Source organism: Nostoc sp. ChiQUE02, from assembly GCF_034531305.2.
Taxonomy (GTDB): domain Bacteria; phylum Cyanobacteriota; class Cyanobacteriia; order Cyanobacteriales; family Nostocaceae; genus Nostoc.
Map to the genome: position 1 here is coordinate 18,555 of NZ_JAVRBN020000004.1, position 14,902 is coordinate 33,456.

At 40.8% G+C, this 14,902-nt stretch carries 15 protein-coding genes; 10 read left to right on the forward strand and 5 right to left on the reverse strand.

The genetic code is table 11. The annotated features are described in order from the left end of the window. Nucleotides 1–93: 93 nt before the first annotated feature. On the reverse strand, nucleotides 94–354 hold the full coding sequence (locus tag RM347_RS05235; RefSeq protein ID WP_094347451.1) for a hypothetical protein: 261 nt from the start codon (nucleotides 352–354) through the stop codon (nucleotides 94–96). Nucleotides 355–444: 90 nt separating this feature from the next. Further along, the gene (leuB, locus tag RM347_RS05240; protein ID WP_322718242.1) at nucleotides 445–1,533 is read right to left on the reverse strand and encodes a 3-isopropylmalate dehydrogenase; all 1,089 of its coding nucleotides are present in this window, start codon (nucleotides 1,531–1,533) and stop codon (nucleotides 445–447) included. A gap of 289 nt (nucleotides 1,534–1,822) precedes the next feature. Here leuB and RM347_RS05245 point away from each other — a divergent pair, with 289 nt between their 5' ends. Further along, entirely contained in the window at nucleotides 1,823–2,677 is an 855-nt protein-coding gene (locus tag RM347_RS05245; RefSeq protein WP_322718241.1) for a mechanosensitive ion channel family protein, read from the forward strand. Nucleotides 2,678–2,779: 102 nt separating this feature from the next. Here RM347_RS05245 and RM347_RS05250 read toward each other — a convergent pair whose 3' ends face one another. Further along, nucleotides 2,780–3,388: a hypothetical protein gene (locus RM347_RS05250; protein ID WP_322718240.1), complete on the reverse strand. Its 609-nt coding sequence runs from the start codon at nucleotides 3,386–3,388 to the stop codon at nucleotides 2,780–2,782. A gap of 233 nt (nucleotides 3,389–3,621) precedes the next feature. Here RM347_RS05250 and RM347_RS05255 point away from each other — a divergent pair, with 233 nt between their 5' ends. The 4 genes from RM347_RS05255 to purT all read left to right on the forward strand — a co-directional run bounded on the left by RM347_RS05255 (nucleotide 3,622) and on the right by purT (nucleotide 8,215). Further along, nucleotides 3,622–4,572: an ABC transporter ATP-binding protein gene (locus RM347_RS05255; protein ID WP_322718273.1), complete on the forward strand. Its 951-nt coding sequence runs from the start codon at nucleotides 3,622–3,624 to the stop codon at nucleotides 4,570–4,572. Between the two features lie 44 nt (nucleotides 4,573–4,616). Then, the gene (locus tag RM347_RS05260) at nucleotides 4,617–6,347 is read left to right on the forward strand and encodes an ABC transporter permease subunit (protein ID WP_322718239.1); all 1,731 of its coding nucleotides are present in this window, start codon (nucleotides 4,617–4,619) and stop codon (nucleotides 6,345–6,347) included. 156 nt (nucleotides 6,348–6,503) lie between these two features. Further along, entirely contained in the window at nucleotides 6,504–6,986 is a 483-nt protein-coding gene (locus RM347_RS05265) for a pentapeptide repeat-containing protein (protein WP_322718238.1), read from the forward strand. A gap of 65 nt (nucleotides 6,987–7,051) precedes the next feature. Beyond that, a complete protein-coding gene (gene purT, locus RM347_RS05270) occupies nucleotides 7,052–8,215 on the forward strand; it encodes a formate-dependent phosphoribosylglycinamide formyltransferase (protein ID WP_322718237.1) in 1,164 nt (387 codons plus the stop codon). 61 nt (nucleotides 8,216–8,276) lie between these two features. On the opposite strand, the gene RM347_RS05275 is transcribed toward purT, so the two are convergent. Beyond that, nucleotides 8,277–9,614, reverse strand: coding sequence for a serine hydrolase (locus RM347_RS05275; protein ID WP_322718236.1), 1,338 nt, complete (start codon nucleotides 9,612–9,614; stop codon nucleotides 8,277–8,279). 301 nt (nucleotides 9,615–9,915) lie between these two features. Between RM347_RS05275 and RM347_RS05280 the strand changes: the two genes are divergently transcribed. Further along, complete coding sequence (locus tag RM347_RS05280) at nucleotides 9,916–10,866, forward strand: hypothetical protein (RefSeq protein WP_322718235.1); 951 nt, start codon at nucleotides 9,916–9,918, stop codon at nucleotides 10,864–10,866. A 56-nt stretch (nucleotides 10,867–10,922) separates the two neighbouring features. After that, a complete protein-coding gene (locus RM347_RS05285) occupies nucleotides 10,923–11,321 on the forward strand; it encodes a hypothetical protein (protein ID WP_322718234.1) in 399 nt (132 codons plus the stop codon). 10 nt (nucleotides 11,322–11,331) lie between these two features. On the opposite strand, the gene crtH is transcribed toward RM347_RS05285, so the two are convergent. Continuing rightward, on the reverse strand, nucleotides 11,332–12,822 hold the full coding sequence (crtH, locus tag RM347_RS05290; RefSeq protein WP_322718233.1) for a carotenoid isomerase: 1,491 nt from the start codon (nucleotides 12,820–12,822) through the stop codon (nucleotides 11,332–11,334). A gap of 338 nt (nucleotides 12,823–13,160) precedes the next feature. Here crtH and upp point away from each other — a divergent pair, with 338 nt between their 5' ends. The 3 genes from upp (at nucleotide 13,161) to RM347_RS05305 (ending at nucleotide 14,637) form a co-directional block, all read left to right on the forward strand. Then, nucleotides 13,161–13,811: a uracil phosphoribosyltransferase gene (upp, locus tag RM347_RS05295; protein WP_322718232.1), complete on the forward strand. Its 651-nt coding sequence runs from the start codon at nucleotides 13,161–13,163 to the stop codon at nucleotides 13,809–13,811. Between the two features lie 75 nt (nucleotides 13,812–13,886). Continuing rightward, nucleotides 13,887–14,240 (forward strand): hypothetical protein, encoded by a 354-nt coding sequence (locus tag RM347_RS05300; protein WP_322718272.1) that lies wholly within the window; start codon nucleotides 13,887–13,889, stop codon nucleotides 14,238–14,240. Between the two features lie 127 nt (nucleotides 14,241–14,367). After that, a complete protein-coding gene (locus RM347_RS05305; RefSeq protein ID WP_322718231.1) occupies nucleotides 14,368–14,637 on the forward strand; it encodes a YggT family protein in 270 nt (89 codons plus the stop codon). Nucleotides 14,638–14,902: the final 265 nt, after the last annotated feature.

The window sequence follows — 14,902 nt, forward strand, 5'->3', positions numbered from 1 at the left end:
TGTCATTTGTCGTTTATCTTTTGTCCTTTGTCGAGAGTTAATTAATATTGACTCTTAACCAATGACCAATGACTAATGACCAATGACCAATGACTAATACATGTGTGATTCAATTTGACTTAAGGGTACAAAACACTCTTGAGGTAAAAGAACTGGTTGGTTAGTAAAAATAACCTTACCTCGATGAGTCACACGATTAATTGCTACACCGGAAGGTTGCCCAGCTATTTCGGGATGAACTTCACAGTGAGTATAGTATATCTGCCCAGCAGCTCTGATTACAGAGGGATCAATCAAAGGGGATTGGTTCTTTGGGGCGGTAAAATTTACTTGACCTTGTCGTAATGCGTACACTATCGACTGTTATTTGATTGCTAGATTTCCCTTTAGTCTACCCGAAACTTATAGCAAAGGTTGCCAAATTGCCCAGGTTGCTATACAAAATTATTTTTGTTCGATAGCTTTGATGAGTGAGTCTCCCATAGCGCGGCAACCCAGAAGGTTTTTTCCTGGAGAAATTATATCTCCGGTGCGATCGCCTTGTTCTAAAACTTGCAATACGGCTTGTTCGATATGATCTGCTGCTTTTGGCTGGTCTAAACCGTAACGTAACATCATCGCCGCACTCAAAACCTGTGCTAGAGGATTTGCTTTATCCTGTCCGGCGATATCTGGGGCGGAACCATGAACTGGTTCAAACACACCAGGCCCAGAAGCACCCAAACTAGCGGAAGGTAACATCCCAATACTACCCGTGAGCATGGCAGCAGCATCAGAGAGAATATCACCGAACAAATTGCCTGTAACTATGGTGTCGAACTGCTTGGGAGCGCGTACCAACTGCATAGCAGCATTATCCACATATAAATGAGAGAGTTCGATATCTGGATATTCCTCAGAAAGTTGGGTGATGCGATCGCGCCACAACTGAGATACTTCTAATACGTTCGCCTTATCCACCGAACAAAGTTTTCCACCGCGTTTTTTTGCCGCTTCAAACGCCACTCGTCCAATACGTTCAATTTCCGACTCGGTGTAAACCATTGTATTTACACCGCGTTTTTCACCAGTTTCTGTGGCAAAAATTCCTTTGGGTTTACCGAAGTAAATCCCGCCAGTGAGTTCGCGCACCACCATAATATCCACGCCTTCGACAATTTCGCGTTTCAAAGTCGAGGCATCGATTAGCTGGGGCAAAATTTTCGCTGGGCGCAAATTAGCAAATAATCCTAAACCTGCACGTAGTCCTAACAAACCTGCTTCTGGGCGTAAATTGGATGGTAATGAATCCCACTTATAGCCACCAATGGCAGCGAGTAACACAGCATCACTGTTACGGCAAGCCTCTAGAGTGGCAGATGGTAAGGGTTCGCCTGTGGCATCAATTGCTGCACCACCGATCAGGGCTTCTTGGAATTCAAACTTCAGATCAAATTGCTTCCCTACGACTTTCAGCACATCTACCGCCACTGCCATAATTTCAGGGCCAATGCCATCGCCGGGGAGTAGAGTAATGCGGTAGTTCTGGGTCATAGCTGATTCTTACTAGGTAAATGCTTACAGATCAAATATCATACCTAGCAAAATGTACCGTTGGAGTTTTTAATTTATTTATATGATGCCCCTTGAACTTTTAGGGCAGGTAAGATGCCTACCCCACCAGAAACCATTTATATTCGTCCAAAAATTTCCAGACATTCTTTGATAACACTTTGCTTTTTACTGCGTAGCACACCAAAAATTAAAAAAAAGTATTCATAGGAGATTTTTATTTAATTTATTGTATGTTTATTGTGTTTAATAATTCACAAACAAAAAAGTTATGGATTTCAGACAAATTAGCGTAGTTGCTAGTCAACTTTTAACTCAGTTTGGGCTGAAAGTTTTAGGTGCAATCGCTCTGTGGCTGATTGCTCAACGCTTGATTGATTTTGGATTGAAGCTAGCCCGACGTGCTTTCCGAAGCCAACACGTTGATCCGACACTCATTAACTATCTTCTGAATATCATTGGCGTTACGTTGAGAATTGTTCTAGTTGTAGCAATTCTCGGCTTCTTTGGGGTTGAAACAACTTCCTTTGCTGCATTGCTAGCAGGAGCCGGCATTGCTATTGGTGCAGCATGGGGGGGACTACTGGCCAACTTTGCAGCCGGAGCATTTTTAATCGTTTTTCGACCATTCAAAGTTGGTGATTTCATCACGACAGCAGGTGTCACAGGCACTGTTACAGAAATTGGGCTGTTCACAACTAGTATTAATACACCTGATAACGTATTGACGATTGTTGCCAATAATAAAATCTTTGCTGATAATATCCAGAATTATTCTGCCAACCCTTACCGTCGGGTTGATTTGGTAGCTCAACTCCATCATGATGTAAAACATAACGAAGCGATCGCACTTTTGAAAGCGAAAATTAGCCAAATTCCTAATGTTCTCCAAAATCCAGCACCGGATGTAGAAATTCAGAATTTTAACTTTGCAGGACCTGTACTAGCAGTACGTCCTTATTGCAATAATGACCATTACTGGCAGGTTTACTTCGACGCTAATAAAGCTATCCGTGAAACCTTTAGCGAAGCTGGGTATCCAGTTCCCGAATACCGTTATGCAATTAGCGGTTCATCTGGTAATGGGATTAATAACGCCATCCCACCACTATCAGAAATAACTTGATACTAGAGCAAAAAGTCAAGGTTTCATTTGCAAAGTTTTCCTAAATAGCAGAATAAGAATTAATAAGTAGGTAGGGCGTATGTCTTACCTACTTTTGCTAAATTATGACCTATTCCAAATCTTGATGAAGGCAATTACTGAATGTCCACAAGCATTCATCATTACTCCATTTACTGTACCACCGATCGCAGACCCGATAAAAGGCATCATTGTTGCTACGTTGACTAAAGTTTTCTCGCCTGCTTTGGAGATTAACTTAATTCCCAAAGCTTTGTTTATCTCAGCAAAAGTTTTACCAGGAATGGACATTAAAGTTTTTTGAATAGCTTGTGATCCTACTTGTGTTCCTAATTGATTAGCCAGTTCAGATACACTCACTCCAGCCGCAGCAGCTAAGACTGGTAGTCGTGCAGATTCGCTTCTTGTATCAATGCCATAAAGAGCAAAAAGAGCTGATGCTAGTTTTATATTGGAATACAATGTAATCGTAATCTCAGTGGGTATTCCGGCTAGTCCGATGAATCCGCTGAAAATACCATTGCCCACTGACCAAGCGGTTGACTCTAATATCATTAAGTTTGCAATATTATCTCTATTACCTACCCAATAAAAATTGTTGGCAAAAGATAGTCCCCATTGCCTACCATCTTTAATAGCATAAGCAATAGCTTGCCCGATAGCAGGCATATTTATAATTGATTCAAAATCCATACAGCTTTTACCTGATTAACTGAGAAAACCTAGAGATTTCTAACTTTAGTATTCCCCTGTAGCAAAACTTAATAATTGGTATTGTTTAAAACTTTAGTGAAGATAGTGGTAAATAATGCCCATGACTAAAAGCAGCTTTATATAAAGTCAGTTTCAATTTCCGAAACCAGCCTGACAGAAGTTGTAGAAAGAGGTTAGGTTAAGTGTTAATCACAAGCCGCACCCCAGCAGCGATGGTAAAAGAATTAGCAATTTGCACCCGTGGACTAACTAAGCAATTTGACCGACATGTTGCTGTCAATGATGTTGATTTAGAAATCCAGGCGGGTGAAGTATATGGACTGATTGGGCCGAATGGCGCGGGTAAAACAACTCTCATCCGCATGTTGGCAACTGCTGAGGAACCAACTACGGGTGAGATTTATATTAATGGCGATCGCCTACTTCGTGACAAGAGTAATCCCAAACTTAAGCGTCGTCTAGGCTACTTACCTGATGACTACCCACTATATGAGGATTTGACAGTCTGGGACTACCTAGATTATTTTGCGCGTCTGTATCGTTTACGAGAACCACGCCGCACTCAACGCCTGCATGAAGTTTTAGAATTAATCCAACTTGGAAATAAACGTAATAGCCAGATTTCTACTCTGTCGCGGGGAATGAAACAGCGCTTAAGTTTAGCGCGAACGATTATCCACGAACCGATTTTACTACTACTAGATGAGCCTGTTTCTGGGCTTGACCCCATCGCCAGGATGCACTTTCGCGAAATTATCAAGGCTTTGCAAGAAGCTGGGATGACTGTAATTATTTCCTCCCACGTTCTTAGTGATTTAGCGGAACTCTGTACTTCTGTGGGAATTATGGAACTTGGCTTTTTGGTAGAAAGTACTTCCCTACAGCAACTTTACCAACGTCTTGCTCATCAGCAAATTGTGATATCAACTCTGGGGAACTTAGAGACACTTTTGAGTGAACTAAAACATCATTCTTTGGTAGAAGAGTGGGAGGTGATACCAGGAAAAAACAGTGTCCGGGTGAATTTTTCGGGCAAAGATGAAGATAGTGCTGAGTTGTTGCGATCGCTCATCAAAGCAGGCATTCCTCTGACTGATTTTCACTGCACGCAAGAAGACTTAGAAAGTATTTTCTTAAAATTAGGTCACAAACAAGCATCTTGATACGTCAATAAATATCACTCCCCATTTTTGGAGAAGTTTTTACTATGATGCCCAATTTGATAGACAGAATCGGCGATTGGAATCCGCAACTATTACGGGAACTCAAAGGACGCCTGAAGTTTTTTAATGTAGCGATCGCAGTTGCAACATCTTTACTACTTCAACTGGTGGTTTTTTTATATCAGTTACGAGAATTTCCCGGTGATGAATACTCTTTAACTGGCGAATACTGTAATTTGCGTCAAGTATATGAACCGCAACAAAACCAGGCATTTCGGGAATCAGATCAATCTAGAATTACTAATTTAAATGATTTCCTATCAAATAATTTTTGTCCCCAAAACCAAATTGATTGGCAGTTGTGGTGGCGAGACCATTGGGAATATATATTCCTCTCTATGAGTGTAATTTTTATATTTACCCTCTTAGTCGCAGGAACTTATTTGCTAATCAATGATTTATCTAAAGAAGAAACTCGCGGCACGCTGAATTTCATCCGTCTGAGTCCTCAATCAGAAACAAGTATATTGACTGGGAAGTTGCTAGGAGTTCCGAGTTTAATTTATCTGATCGTCTTAGTAGCAATTCCTTTACATTTGTGGGCTGGGCATTCTGCAAAAATTGCATCTAGTTACATTTTTAGCTATTACGCGATTCTTGCTACTAGTTGTATTTTTTTCTACAATGCTGCACTACTATTTGGCTTAGTTAGTCGTTGGTTTAGCAGTTTTCAACCTTGGTTAGGTAGTGGCGCAGTTTTACTTTTTTTGTTTACAACGATGGTACTGGCATCGTCTTATAGCAATACTTTAAATAATCCAACTGCTTGGTTTAGACTCTTTAGCCCTTGGGATACAACAAATTATCTATTTCCTAATTTGTTCCATCTGTCCAAGGCTTCCCCCCTGGAAAATTTGGAGTTTTTCTATTTACCATTAGGGAAAAATATTGTTAGTGTTCTTGGCTTTCATTTATTGAACTTGGGATTATGCAGTTACGGAATTTTGCAAGCTCTTAAACGTTGCTTCCGTAACCCTCAAGCCTCAATAATCAACAAAAAACAAAGTTATTTACTAGTAGCATTTTGCCAGTTGATGATGTGGGGATTTGCTCGATGGGTTGAACAGGTTGGAGAAAATTACATTTTGCTGGCACTGTACAGCTTGGTGTTGATGTTAAGTTTGATTGCGGTTCTTTCCCCTCACCGTCAAGATATACAAGATTGGGCAAGATATCGACATCAGGGAGTTTCTAGGCATAAGAGTGTTTGGCAGGATCTAATTTGGGCTGAAAAAAGCCCTGCACTCGTGGCGATCGCAATTAATCTTACAATTGCTACTATCCCCTGGCTAGTTTGGATTTCATTTACATCTGTTGTTGATGCGAACTATGGTCAAAATGATATTTACAAGTTGAAAGTACTTTTAGCTATAGCTTTGTCTATCAGCTTAATAATGATTTACGCTACCATCGCCCAATTGATACTTTTGCTCAAAACTCCCAAACGTTCTTTTTGGGCAATAGGTACTATAAGTGCAGTAACGTTTCTACCACCGATGATTCTAGGAATTCTCGGCGTCTCCTCGTCGAAATATCCTAGTGTATGGCTGTTTTCAACTTTTCCTTGGGCAGGTATAGAATACTCTGGAGTAACAACAATTTTTATGTCACTCCTCGCTGAGTTGAGTGTTTTAGCGTTGTTAAACTTCCAGTTGACAAGGCAGGTTAGGTTAGCAGGCGAGTCTGCTACGAAAGCATTATTGGCAGGACGTTAGGTAAGTAGTTATCGATAAGGTTATAACCCCGATTTCTTTGAGAAGTCGGGGTTATTGTTTCTCATGGATGATTTAAGATTGCTATATTATCTATTATTTACCTGTATCGGCTAGTAAATTTTTAATCGACACAAGTATCAAAAGAATCTGAAAATCATGTTAAATATCCCTACTCAAAACCTACGCTATACAGCTATCCAGTTTTTAGAACAAAGTCCCCCACAGCGTCTACAAATTCTTAAGCAATTGGGTATAGCTCGTTATGAGTTTTTAATCAAAATCCAACTAAATGAAGCAAATATCATCTGTATGATCCGGTTTTTTAAATATCCAAGTCAGCTAAAGTTTCCTAATCTTATAGGAGCAGATTTATCTGGTTTAATTTTAGATGGGGTAAATTTCATTCGAGGAAACTTATCAGGAGCAAATCTACAAGGTAGTAGTTTAGTCAATGCAGACCTTTTATTTGCAAATTTTACGAAAGCCGATTTGAGAAATGCAAATTTACGAGGTGCAACTCTGAATGAGACTATTTGGTTAGAGACTCTAGTAGACAAGTGTCAGCTTGGCGTAGGTACTGGTTTAAATCATCTGCAACGTCAAGATTTACAACTACGCGGAGCTAAATTTAATTCTTGAGAAGTTGGTAATTAAAACACAAAAAATTATAAAATTATGGAATTAAAATTTTCTTGGATAAGTTAATGAGTATTAAGTTGCCCCAAAAATTGATGTTGCTGGGTTCGGGAGAACTAGGCAAAGAATTTGCGATTGCTGCTCAACGTCTTGGTAATTATGTGATTGCCGTTGATCGATATGCCAATGCTCCGGCGATGCAAGTCGCTGATGCTTATGAAGTTATTTCTATGCTTAGTGCTGATGATTTAGAAGCTGTAGTGACTAAACATCAGCCAGATATTATTATACCAGAAATTGAAGCAATCAGAACAGAAAAACTTTTAGAATTTGAACAGCGAGGGATTACAGTTATACCAACTGCGGCTGCTACTAACTATACAATGAACCGCGATAGAATTCGGGAACTGGCACATCAAAAATTAGGCATAAGAACGGCTAAATATGGTTATGCAACAACTTTAGAAGAATTGATTGCAGTTTCCGATGGAATTGGCTTTCCTAATGTTGTTAAACCTGTGATGTCATCGTCTGGGAAGGGTCAGTCTGTAGTGCAAAATAAGACTGAAATTGAGAAAGCTTGGAATTATGCGATCGCTAATTCTAGAGGTGACAGTCAAAAGGTCATCGTAGAAGAATTTATTAACTTTGAAATTGAGATAACTTTACTGACAATTAAACAGTGCAATGCACCCACTATTTTCTGTTCTCCTATTGGTCATCGTCAAGAACGAGGCGATTATCAAGAGTCGTGGCAACCCGCACTAATTTCTGAAGACAAGATATTAAAAGCGCAAGAAATAGCCATACAAGTCACCGATGCTTTAGGAGGAGCCGGAATTTTTGGTGTTGAATTTTTCATTACCAAAGATGAAGTAATTTTTTCCGAACTTTCTCCCAGACCTCACGATACGGGAATGGTGACATTAATCTCACAAAATCTCAATGAATTTGAACTCCATTTGCGAGCTATTTTAGACTTACCAATTCCTCATATAGAACAGCTAGGGGCATCAGCCAGTGCGGTAATTTTAGCCTCAGAAAAATCTGATTCTATTGCTTTTGGTGGTGTCGCCGACGCTTTGTCAGAAAAAGATGTAGATATTAAATTATTTGGTAAACCTAGTGCCCATCCATATCGGCGAATGGGCGTAGCTTTAGCGAAAGGTATTAATGTCCAAGAGGCTAGAGAAAAGGCTACTAGAGCTGCAAGTAAAATCACAATTATCTAATTACCATAGGGGCACACTGTGCGCCCCTAGCAACATCTATTTTGAACCCAATTGAGAACTGCTATCTTGTAGCACTGTTAGGCAAATTAATCGCAGCGACTGGGTTCGGCTGATTCAGGTAATTGTAAACAAGCTGGGAAACTTGACGAATAAAGTCTCTCCCTCTACTGTCCTTATACGGACGGGTGACGAAGATGGCAGCCAAGTAGCGCTTACCATTGGGCATAGTAATAAATCCAGCGTCGCCAATCAGAAAGCCGATATCTCCAGTTTTGTTGGCGATGACTGCACCTTTTCCTAAACCGGCGGGAAGCAGTGTGCGAATTGTAGTGTGACGCAGAATATCTAAGACTTGCTCCCGACTCTGCGAGGATACTAACTTATTATTGACTAACAAAGCTAACACCCGTGTCATGTCTTGAGAACTTGTGGTGTTGGTTCCCTTCAAATCAGCTAAAAGACGGCGAATTACTGTATCTTTCAACCCCCAAGTACGAAAACGCTGATTTAGTTTCGCCGCTCCACCTAAGCGATCAATAATCATGTTGGTGGCGGTATTGTCACTGATAGTTACCATCTTGGTGACGGTTTCCAAAGCTGAATATTTCTTACCAACTCGTTCATACTGCATAGTTCCAGAACCATTGGTCACTAAGTCACGCCGCATCGTCAGTATTTCATTTAGGGTGACTTTACCAGCATCTAAATCCTGGAAAAAGGCGATGAGAATTGGCAGTTTGATTGTACTAGCAGCAGGGAAAACGCGATCGCCTCCAATATCTAAATAATCCCCAGTATCCAAATCCAGGAAAAACATTCCTGTTTTCAGAAAACTGTAGCGATTCATCAAGGCTTTAATTTGAGGTTCCAGCGCTTTCATCGATGAATGCATCGGAACCACACCAGCAAACAGAGTGCTATTATCACTCACTATTGGAGAAATACTCGGAGTTATTTCTAGATATTTTGGCTGGGTTGCAGTCAGGGGTACTGGGTTGGGTAACTGCACAGACCAATGATTAGGGGATTCCTCTTGCAGTTTTACCTGTGCTAAGTCAAAGGTGTAACCAGGTGCTAAGGTAACTATCATACGGGTAGTCTCTGCGTTAAACTGCCCGATGCGAATGTCTTGAATTACTGGCCCTACTCTTTGACTAGTCTGTGGATATCCTAGTGTAACTCCCGGCAAATCAATTACCAGACGAGTAGGGTTAGTAAGTAGTTGTACTTTCGGTTGAACATTCTCATCTGTGGTGAAGTCCAGATGATTGCGATCGCTATCAAAATGCCAATTAGCGATCGCAGTAGCTTTGACAGTGGAACCAAACAGGAACAAGCTTAAAAAACTGGGTAAAAACCAGCTAAATTTTAGAATGTTTTCTTTGTGTGTGAGGAGCATTGATAATCGCTTTGTGTGTGAGGAAGATTTTTGGAAAACAAAAACCGCTCACCATTAAAGCACAATTATGAAAAGTTTTGTAAATTATGCGCTTATACGAGAGAACATCTGGTATAAGTATTTAATTTAACCAGTATATGAGCATCCCGTGCTCCTCTACGCTTAGTAAGTAGCATTTCTGAAAATCCCAGGTTATAGGAAAAAAGATTTAATTCGGACACAATTAGCTTTTTAATTATTTCCATACTGAATTGTTGAACAGCGATCAATAAGTATTAACTATATCTGGACACAGCTAAGTATGTCGATGAGAGTTTTCCATATCCAGAAATTCAGCTTATGGAAATTTTGTATAGTAGCCTGTACTATTAGTTTCACCATCAGCGGTTGTACGCCTCAAAAAAGAGCAATACTGCGAGTAACTGCCGAGAATTTTCGCGATCGCGCGGCTAATGCTATTACATCGGTGAAGAAAATCTATCAACTTGACGATCTGCCTAGAGATGATAATTTAGTTATTGAAAGATTACTAAATGATACCAGTATTAAATTTGGAATTCCTAGAGAAGTAAATCGAATTATTACAGGAGAAAGTCAGCAAAATATCCAACCATCAGATGTTGATCGAGTACTCGATGATTTGAAAGCAGAATATGACACAGCAGCAGAGGTATTTAACAAGCTTGAAACAATTGATTATGAAAGTGCAAAAATAGTTGCTAAAACTGCCCAGCCAGCACGATGTTTAACAGTAAAAATGCTACTTTTAGCCAAAAGAATTCAGGAAAGACCACCAAGACCAAGCGATCCACAACGGGTACTCATCAGCTTTGAATTAAAACGTCTCAGCGAACAGTATAGAAATTTAAGTATATCCTCACAACCAGAAGCAGAAGAAATTAAGCGCCAAGTTGCTAAACAGATAGATGAATGGCGAAAAGTTAATGCTGCTGAACAAGAAAGTTTAAATGAATCTATCTCTAAACTTTTGGTAGCAGCTGACACTGGAAGGCAACTTTCAGAACTGATTGATGACTACCCTAATCTTAACTTTGAAGTTATTGCTGCTAGAGTTACTCAGATTGTTGGGGTAGCTACCAGTTTCACTGGTAACGACTACGGTTCAATATTTACAAAGATTAACACTCTTGAAAAAGAAGTTGACCAAGATCGAGTTTTGAAGGGATTTATGAAAGAAATATCTCTCAGAAACAGACAGGTCATACCATCCAACTCTCAATTATGTCAATAATTTTTAGAGCGCAACTAGCCATGAAAACGTTCACAATTTAACTGAATATATAAATCATGGCAAACGTTAAAATCTTAGATAATTTTGCAGAAATAATTTCTCAGTTTCAAGGAACCCCTGGCAATCAAATCAACTTAGAACAACTCAATAATACAGAAGAAAAATTACGGGATATTCTGTCTCAGCTTCAATTTGAGCTTTTAAACGCGCAACAAAAAAGAAACTGGGAGGAAGTAAACAAGTTGGAGTTGGCACTTACAGAATGCCAACTCACTCTCAATAGGGTAACAGCAGCCATTATAAATGTGAGTATCATCGGAATTAATCAAAACAATTTAGCTGAGATGCAGAAAATCTTACAAGAAATCGATACTGCACGTAAAACTCAGGTAAACATAGATTTTGCTATCCGCTTACTAGGCTTTTTGCGTGGGCTGTTTTTGCGATCGCTTTAATTGATGTAGGTTAAAATCCTAAATCTACAGCAATACGGTGGGCGCAAGCAAACCCAGAAAAAGCCACTGCATTCAACCCTTGACCAGGAAAGGTACTATCCCCTACACAATAAAGTCCTGGAATAGCTGTGCGATTAAAGGGCATGTTCAATAAACCCCACAACTTGCGCCGGGGAATTGGCCCATAAGTGCCATCTTCACGACCTAAAAAGCGACGATGGGTGCGCGGTGTCCCCACTTCTAAATAATCCAATCCAGCATCTAAACCTGGAAAAATCTTCTCTAGGCGGTCAATAATTCGCCAAGCCGCCTCTTCTTTCTTCGCTTCGTACTCACTCGGAGAAAGTTCTTGCCAATCATCAATCCAGTGAGGCGTGAAGGCATGAATTATGTGATATCCATTTGGTGCTAAATCTGGGTCAAGCAATGTGGGAATCGAAACAAAAACTGTGCCTTCTGCTGTTGTCATCTTTTCCCAATCTTCCAGCAAAATATGGTGACACTCTGTCCCTGCTGGTAAAACGGACTCTTTTACTCCTATATGTAAACTCAAGAAGCTTGGAGATTTTTGATAAGTTTGTTGCCATTTTTTCTCATTATATGGCATTTCTTCTGCTGGTAGTAATTGCTCAAATGTATCCCAGCGTGTAGCATTAGAAACTATGCGTTTACCCCGATATACTTTACCATTAGCCAGTTGCACACCTACCGCTTTTCCCTGTTCTGTGAGAATTTTCGTAACCCTAGCTTGGTACTGAATCTTACCTCCAGCCTTTTCTAGACCTTCCACCAGTTTTTGGGCTATTTGTCCGACTCCGCCTTTAGGATAATTAACTCCGCCATAATGCCTGTCAGAAAAGACCATCCCAGCATTAATCATTGGTGTCATGTCCGATGGAACCACCGACCAGCAATAACATTCCATATCGATAAATTTCAATAATTGCGGGTCTTTGATGTAGCGCCGCGCCACGTCCCCGGCATTTTGGGGCAGATACTTAGCTAAACCGAGACACGCCAAAGGATGCTGGAAAAAGACTCGCAGTAGATACCGAGGTTCTTCTAGCGACAGCAAATCCATGCTGTTGAGACACTTGAATACTTTTTGGCATTCGTCATAAAAGCGACGAATCCCCTGTTCTTCATGGCGAAAATGAGCAATAAGATTTTGCAAAAATTTTTCATAAACCCGGTCAACCTTCAGGTCTAAACCTTGGGGTAGATGATAGTGAATCTGCACCGGATCTGCGATCGCTTCTTGGCTGACATTTACAGCGGATAATGCGCGTGTGAGTAAGTTGGTAGTACCGTTTTGTCCCAATCCAAAAATCATTGATGCGCCAACATCGAATCGATAGCCTTGGCGTTCAAAATAACCAGCGCTACCACCTGGAATCAAATAACGTTCCAGTACCAGCACTTTCGCTCCCTTCGCCGCTAACTGGGTCGCTGTTACTAATCCGCCAATCCCAGACCCAATCACGATCGCATCAATTGTCATTTGTCATTTGTCCTTTGTCATTTGTCCTTTGTTATTTGTCCCTTGTCCTTTGTCTAGAGTCAATCAATATTTACCAATGACCAATGACCAATGACCAATGCCTAATCACAAAAAAGAGGGACGAGCCTGCTACTGCTGGCTAATCCCGTCTGCCGATCCTTAAAAGAGAGGAGAACACTGTATAACAATATAGCTTTGATTGAGAATTCTTGTCAACTGTTAATGAAAAACTTTATCAATAAAATTGATGATGCTAATTTTTAGCTGTCAGCCGGATGCAGGAAAGAGTATTATGGTGTTTCAGTTCTTATACAATAAAAAGGCGCCTATTTCTGGCTATGACGCTACAATTGCGCGTTTATGTTCCACCCCATCCCCTGATCAAACACTGGCTGGCAGTTGCCCGTGATGCAGGCACACCTTCAGTATTATTTCGCAGTGCCATGACTGAGTTGGGAAGATGGCTGACTTATGAAGCTGCGCGAGACTGGTTGCCGACCCAAGAAACAGCGGTGCAGAGTCCCTTGGATACCTGTCCAGCAACCGTGATTGATCCGCAAGTACCAGTAGCAGTAGTGCCAATTCTGCGGGCTGGGCTAGGATTACTAGAGGGAGCGCAGACTTTATTACCTTTAGCATCGATTTACCACCTTGGCTTGGCGCGAGACGAAGAGACACTGCAACCTCATTGTTATCTGAACAAGTTACCAGAAAAATTTGACCCCCAAACACGAGTGTTAATTACCGATCCAATGTTGGCAACTGGAGGGTCAATCATGGCGGCAATGGCAGAATTGACACAACGGGGTGCCGATCCAGCCCTGACGCGGATTGTTTGTGTAGTGGCGGCTCCACCAGCTTTGCAAAAATTGAGTGAAGCTTATCCAGGTTTAATAATTTACACCGCTACTATTGATGAAAAACTGGATAGCAGGGGGTATATTGTACCGGGATTGGGAGATGCAGGCGATCGCATCTTTGGGACTTAAGCTAGTATGCAGCTAGGGCAGGAAAATAGCATAACTACTGTAAAAGTTGCAAGGTTTGTTGAAGGCGGTAAATATATGAGTCAGCGAGATGGTTTTGCCAGTGGTTTTGTAGCAGGGGCGTTTGTCGGTGGTGTATTTGGCGGTGTCATCGGGGCACTGATTGCTTCTCGACGCGATCCAGAATTGCTAGCAGAGGAAGAGACAGAACTGACAGATAGCCAAGCCGAAGCTAGGAAAATAGCAGCAAAGCGGCGTCAGATGAAAGCCTCAGAAACTGAAAGCATCGGTATAGAAACGGCCAGGCGATCGCTAGAAGATAAAATTGCCCAGCTAAATGCCACAATTGATGAAGTGCGAAAGCAACTGGGAAATGTTAATGGCGGTTCATCCCAAGCAACCAGCGACCGCTCCCTAACTAAAGACTCCTGAAGTTTGTTTAGGCGTGGTGTAAGTGTCAAGTGTGGTAAACGTGAAATCCGCAAACACCATGACATGGACTAAATTAAAATTAAAAGATAAGACCGCGTTTGACACTTAGTAGGAAACAAAGCTATCCATGAGTTTACTGATTACGACACTAATTACCTTTGTCAGCTTTTATAGCTATTTGCTAATTATCCGGGTTTTGCTAACCTGGTTCCCGACAATCAACTGGTATAACCAGCCATTTGCCGCTTTAGCCCAAATAACTGACCCTTATCTGAATCTATTCCGCTCAATTATTCCCCCATTGGGCGGTATGGATTTTTCGCCGATCTTAGCTTTCTTAGCACTCAATGTAGTTAGTGGGCTTCTGAGTGCCATTCCATCTAACCTGCCCTTATAGAAAGATTTTGATTATTATCTTGGTAAAAAATTGTGTAGAGACGTTAAGTATACAAGCGTCTCTACGGTTTTTTACAAATTACTAATTAACCCGAGTTGCTAGTTATCAAAAAACGCCTATTTTTAAGTACAAAACCATAAGTTTTAGTGTTTAGCAATACTAAAACTTATAGTTTTGTATCATTAAAGATACCATCATGCGACACTCACTAGCAACCTACGTTAATTACCTAGCCTCTTTCTCGCCTTTGGCGAGTACTACGAAT

What these genes read in the sequence shown, in the direction of transcription:
- leuB (WP_322718242.1), bottom strand. Translation starts at nt 1,533, where the DNA reads ATGACCCAGAACTACCGCATTACTCTACTCCCCGGCGATGGCATTGGC.
- RM347_RS05245 (WP_322718241.1), top strand. Translation starts at nt 1,823, where the DNA reads ATGGATTTCAGACAAATTAGCGTAGTTGCTAGTCAACTTTTAACTCAG.
- RM347_RS05250 (WP_322718240.1), bottom strand. Translation starts at nt 3,388, where the DNA reads ATGGATTTTGAATCAATTATAAATATGCCTGCTATCGGGCAAGCTATT.
- RM347_RS05255 (WP_322718273.1), top strand. Translation starts at nt 3,622, where the DNA reads ATGGTAAAAGAATTAGCAATTTGCACCCGTGGACTAACTAAGCAATTT.
- RM347_RS05260 (WP_322718239.1), top strand. Translation starts at nt 4,617, where the DNA reads ATGATGCCCAATTTGATAGACAGAATCGGCGATTGGAATCCGCAACTA.
- RM347_RS05265 (WP_322718238.1), top strand. Translation starts at nt 6,504, where the DNA reads ATGTTAAATATCCCTACTCAAAACCTACGCTATACAGCTATCCAGTTT.
- purT (WP_322718237.1), top strand. Translation starts at nt 7,052, where the DNA reads ATGAGTATTAAGTTGCCCCAAAAATTGATGTTGCTGGGTTCGGGAGAA.
- RM347_RS05275 (WP_322718236.1), bottom strand. Translation starts at nt 9,614, where the DNA reads ATGCTCCTCACACACAAAGAAAACATTCTAAAATTTAGCTGGTTTTTA.
- RM347_RS05280 (WP_322718235.1), top strand. Translation starts at nt 9,916, where the DNA reads ATGTCGATGAGAGTTTTCCATATCCAGAAATTCAGCTTATGGAAATTT.
- RM347_RS05285 (WP_322718234.1), top strand. Translation starts at nt 10,923, where the DNA reads ATGGCAAACGTTAAAATCTTAGATAATTTTGCAGAAATAATTTCTCAG.
- crtH (WP_322718233.1), bottom strand. Translation starts at nt 12,822, where the DNA reads ATGACAATTGATGCGATCGTGATTGGGTCTGGGATTGGCGGATTAGTA.
- upp (WP_322718232.1), top strand. Translation starts at nt 13,161, where the DNA reads ATGACGCTACAATTGCGCGTTTATGTTCCACCCCATCCCCTGATCAAA.
- RM347_RS05300 (WP_322718272.1), top strand. Translation starts at nt 13,887, where the DNA reads ATGAGTCAGCGAGATGGTTTTGCCAGTGGTTTTGTAGCAGGGGCGTTT.
- RM347_RS05305 (WP_322718231.1), top strand. Translation starts at nt 14,368, where the DNA reads ATGAGTTTACTGATTACGACACTAATTACCTTTGTCAGCTTTTATAGC.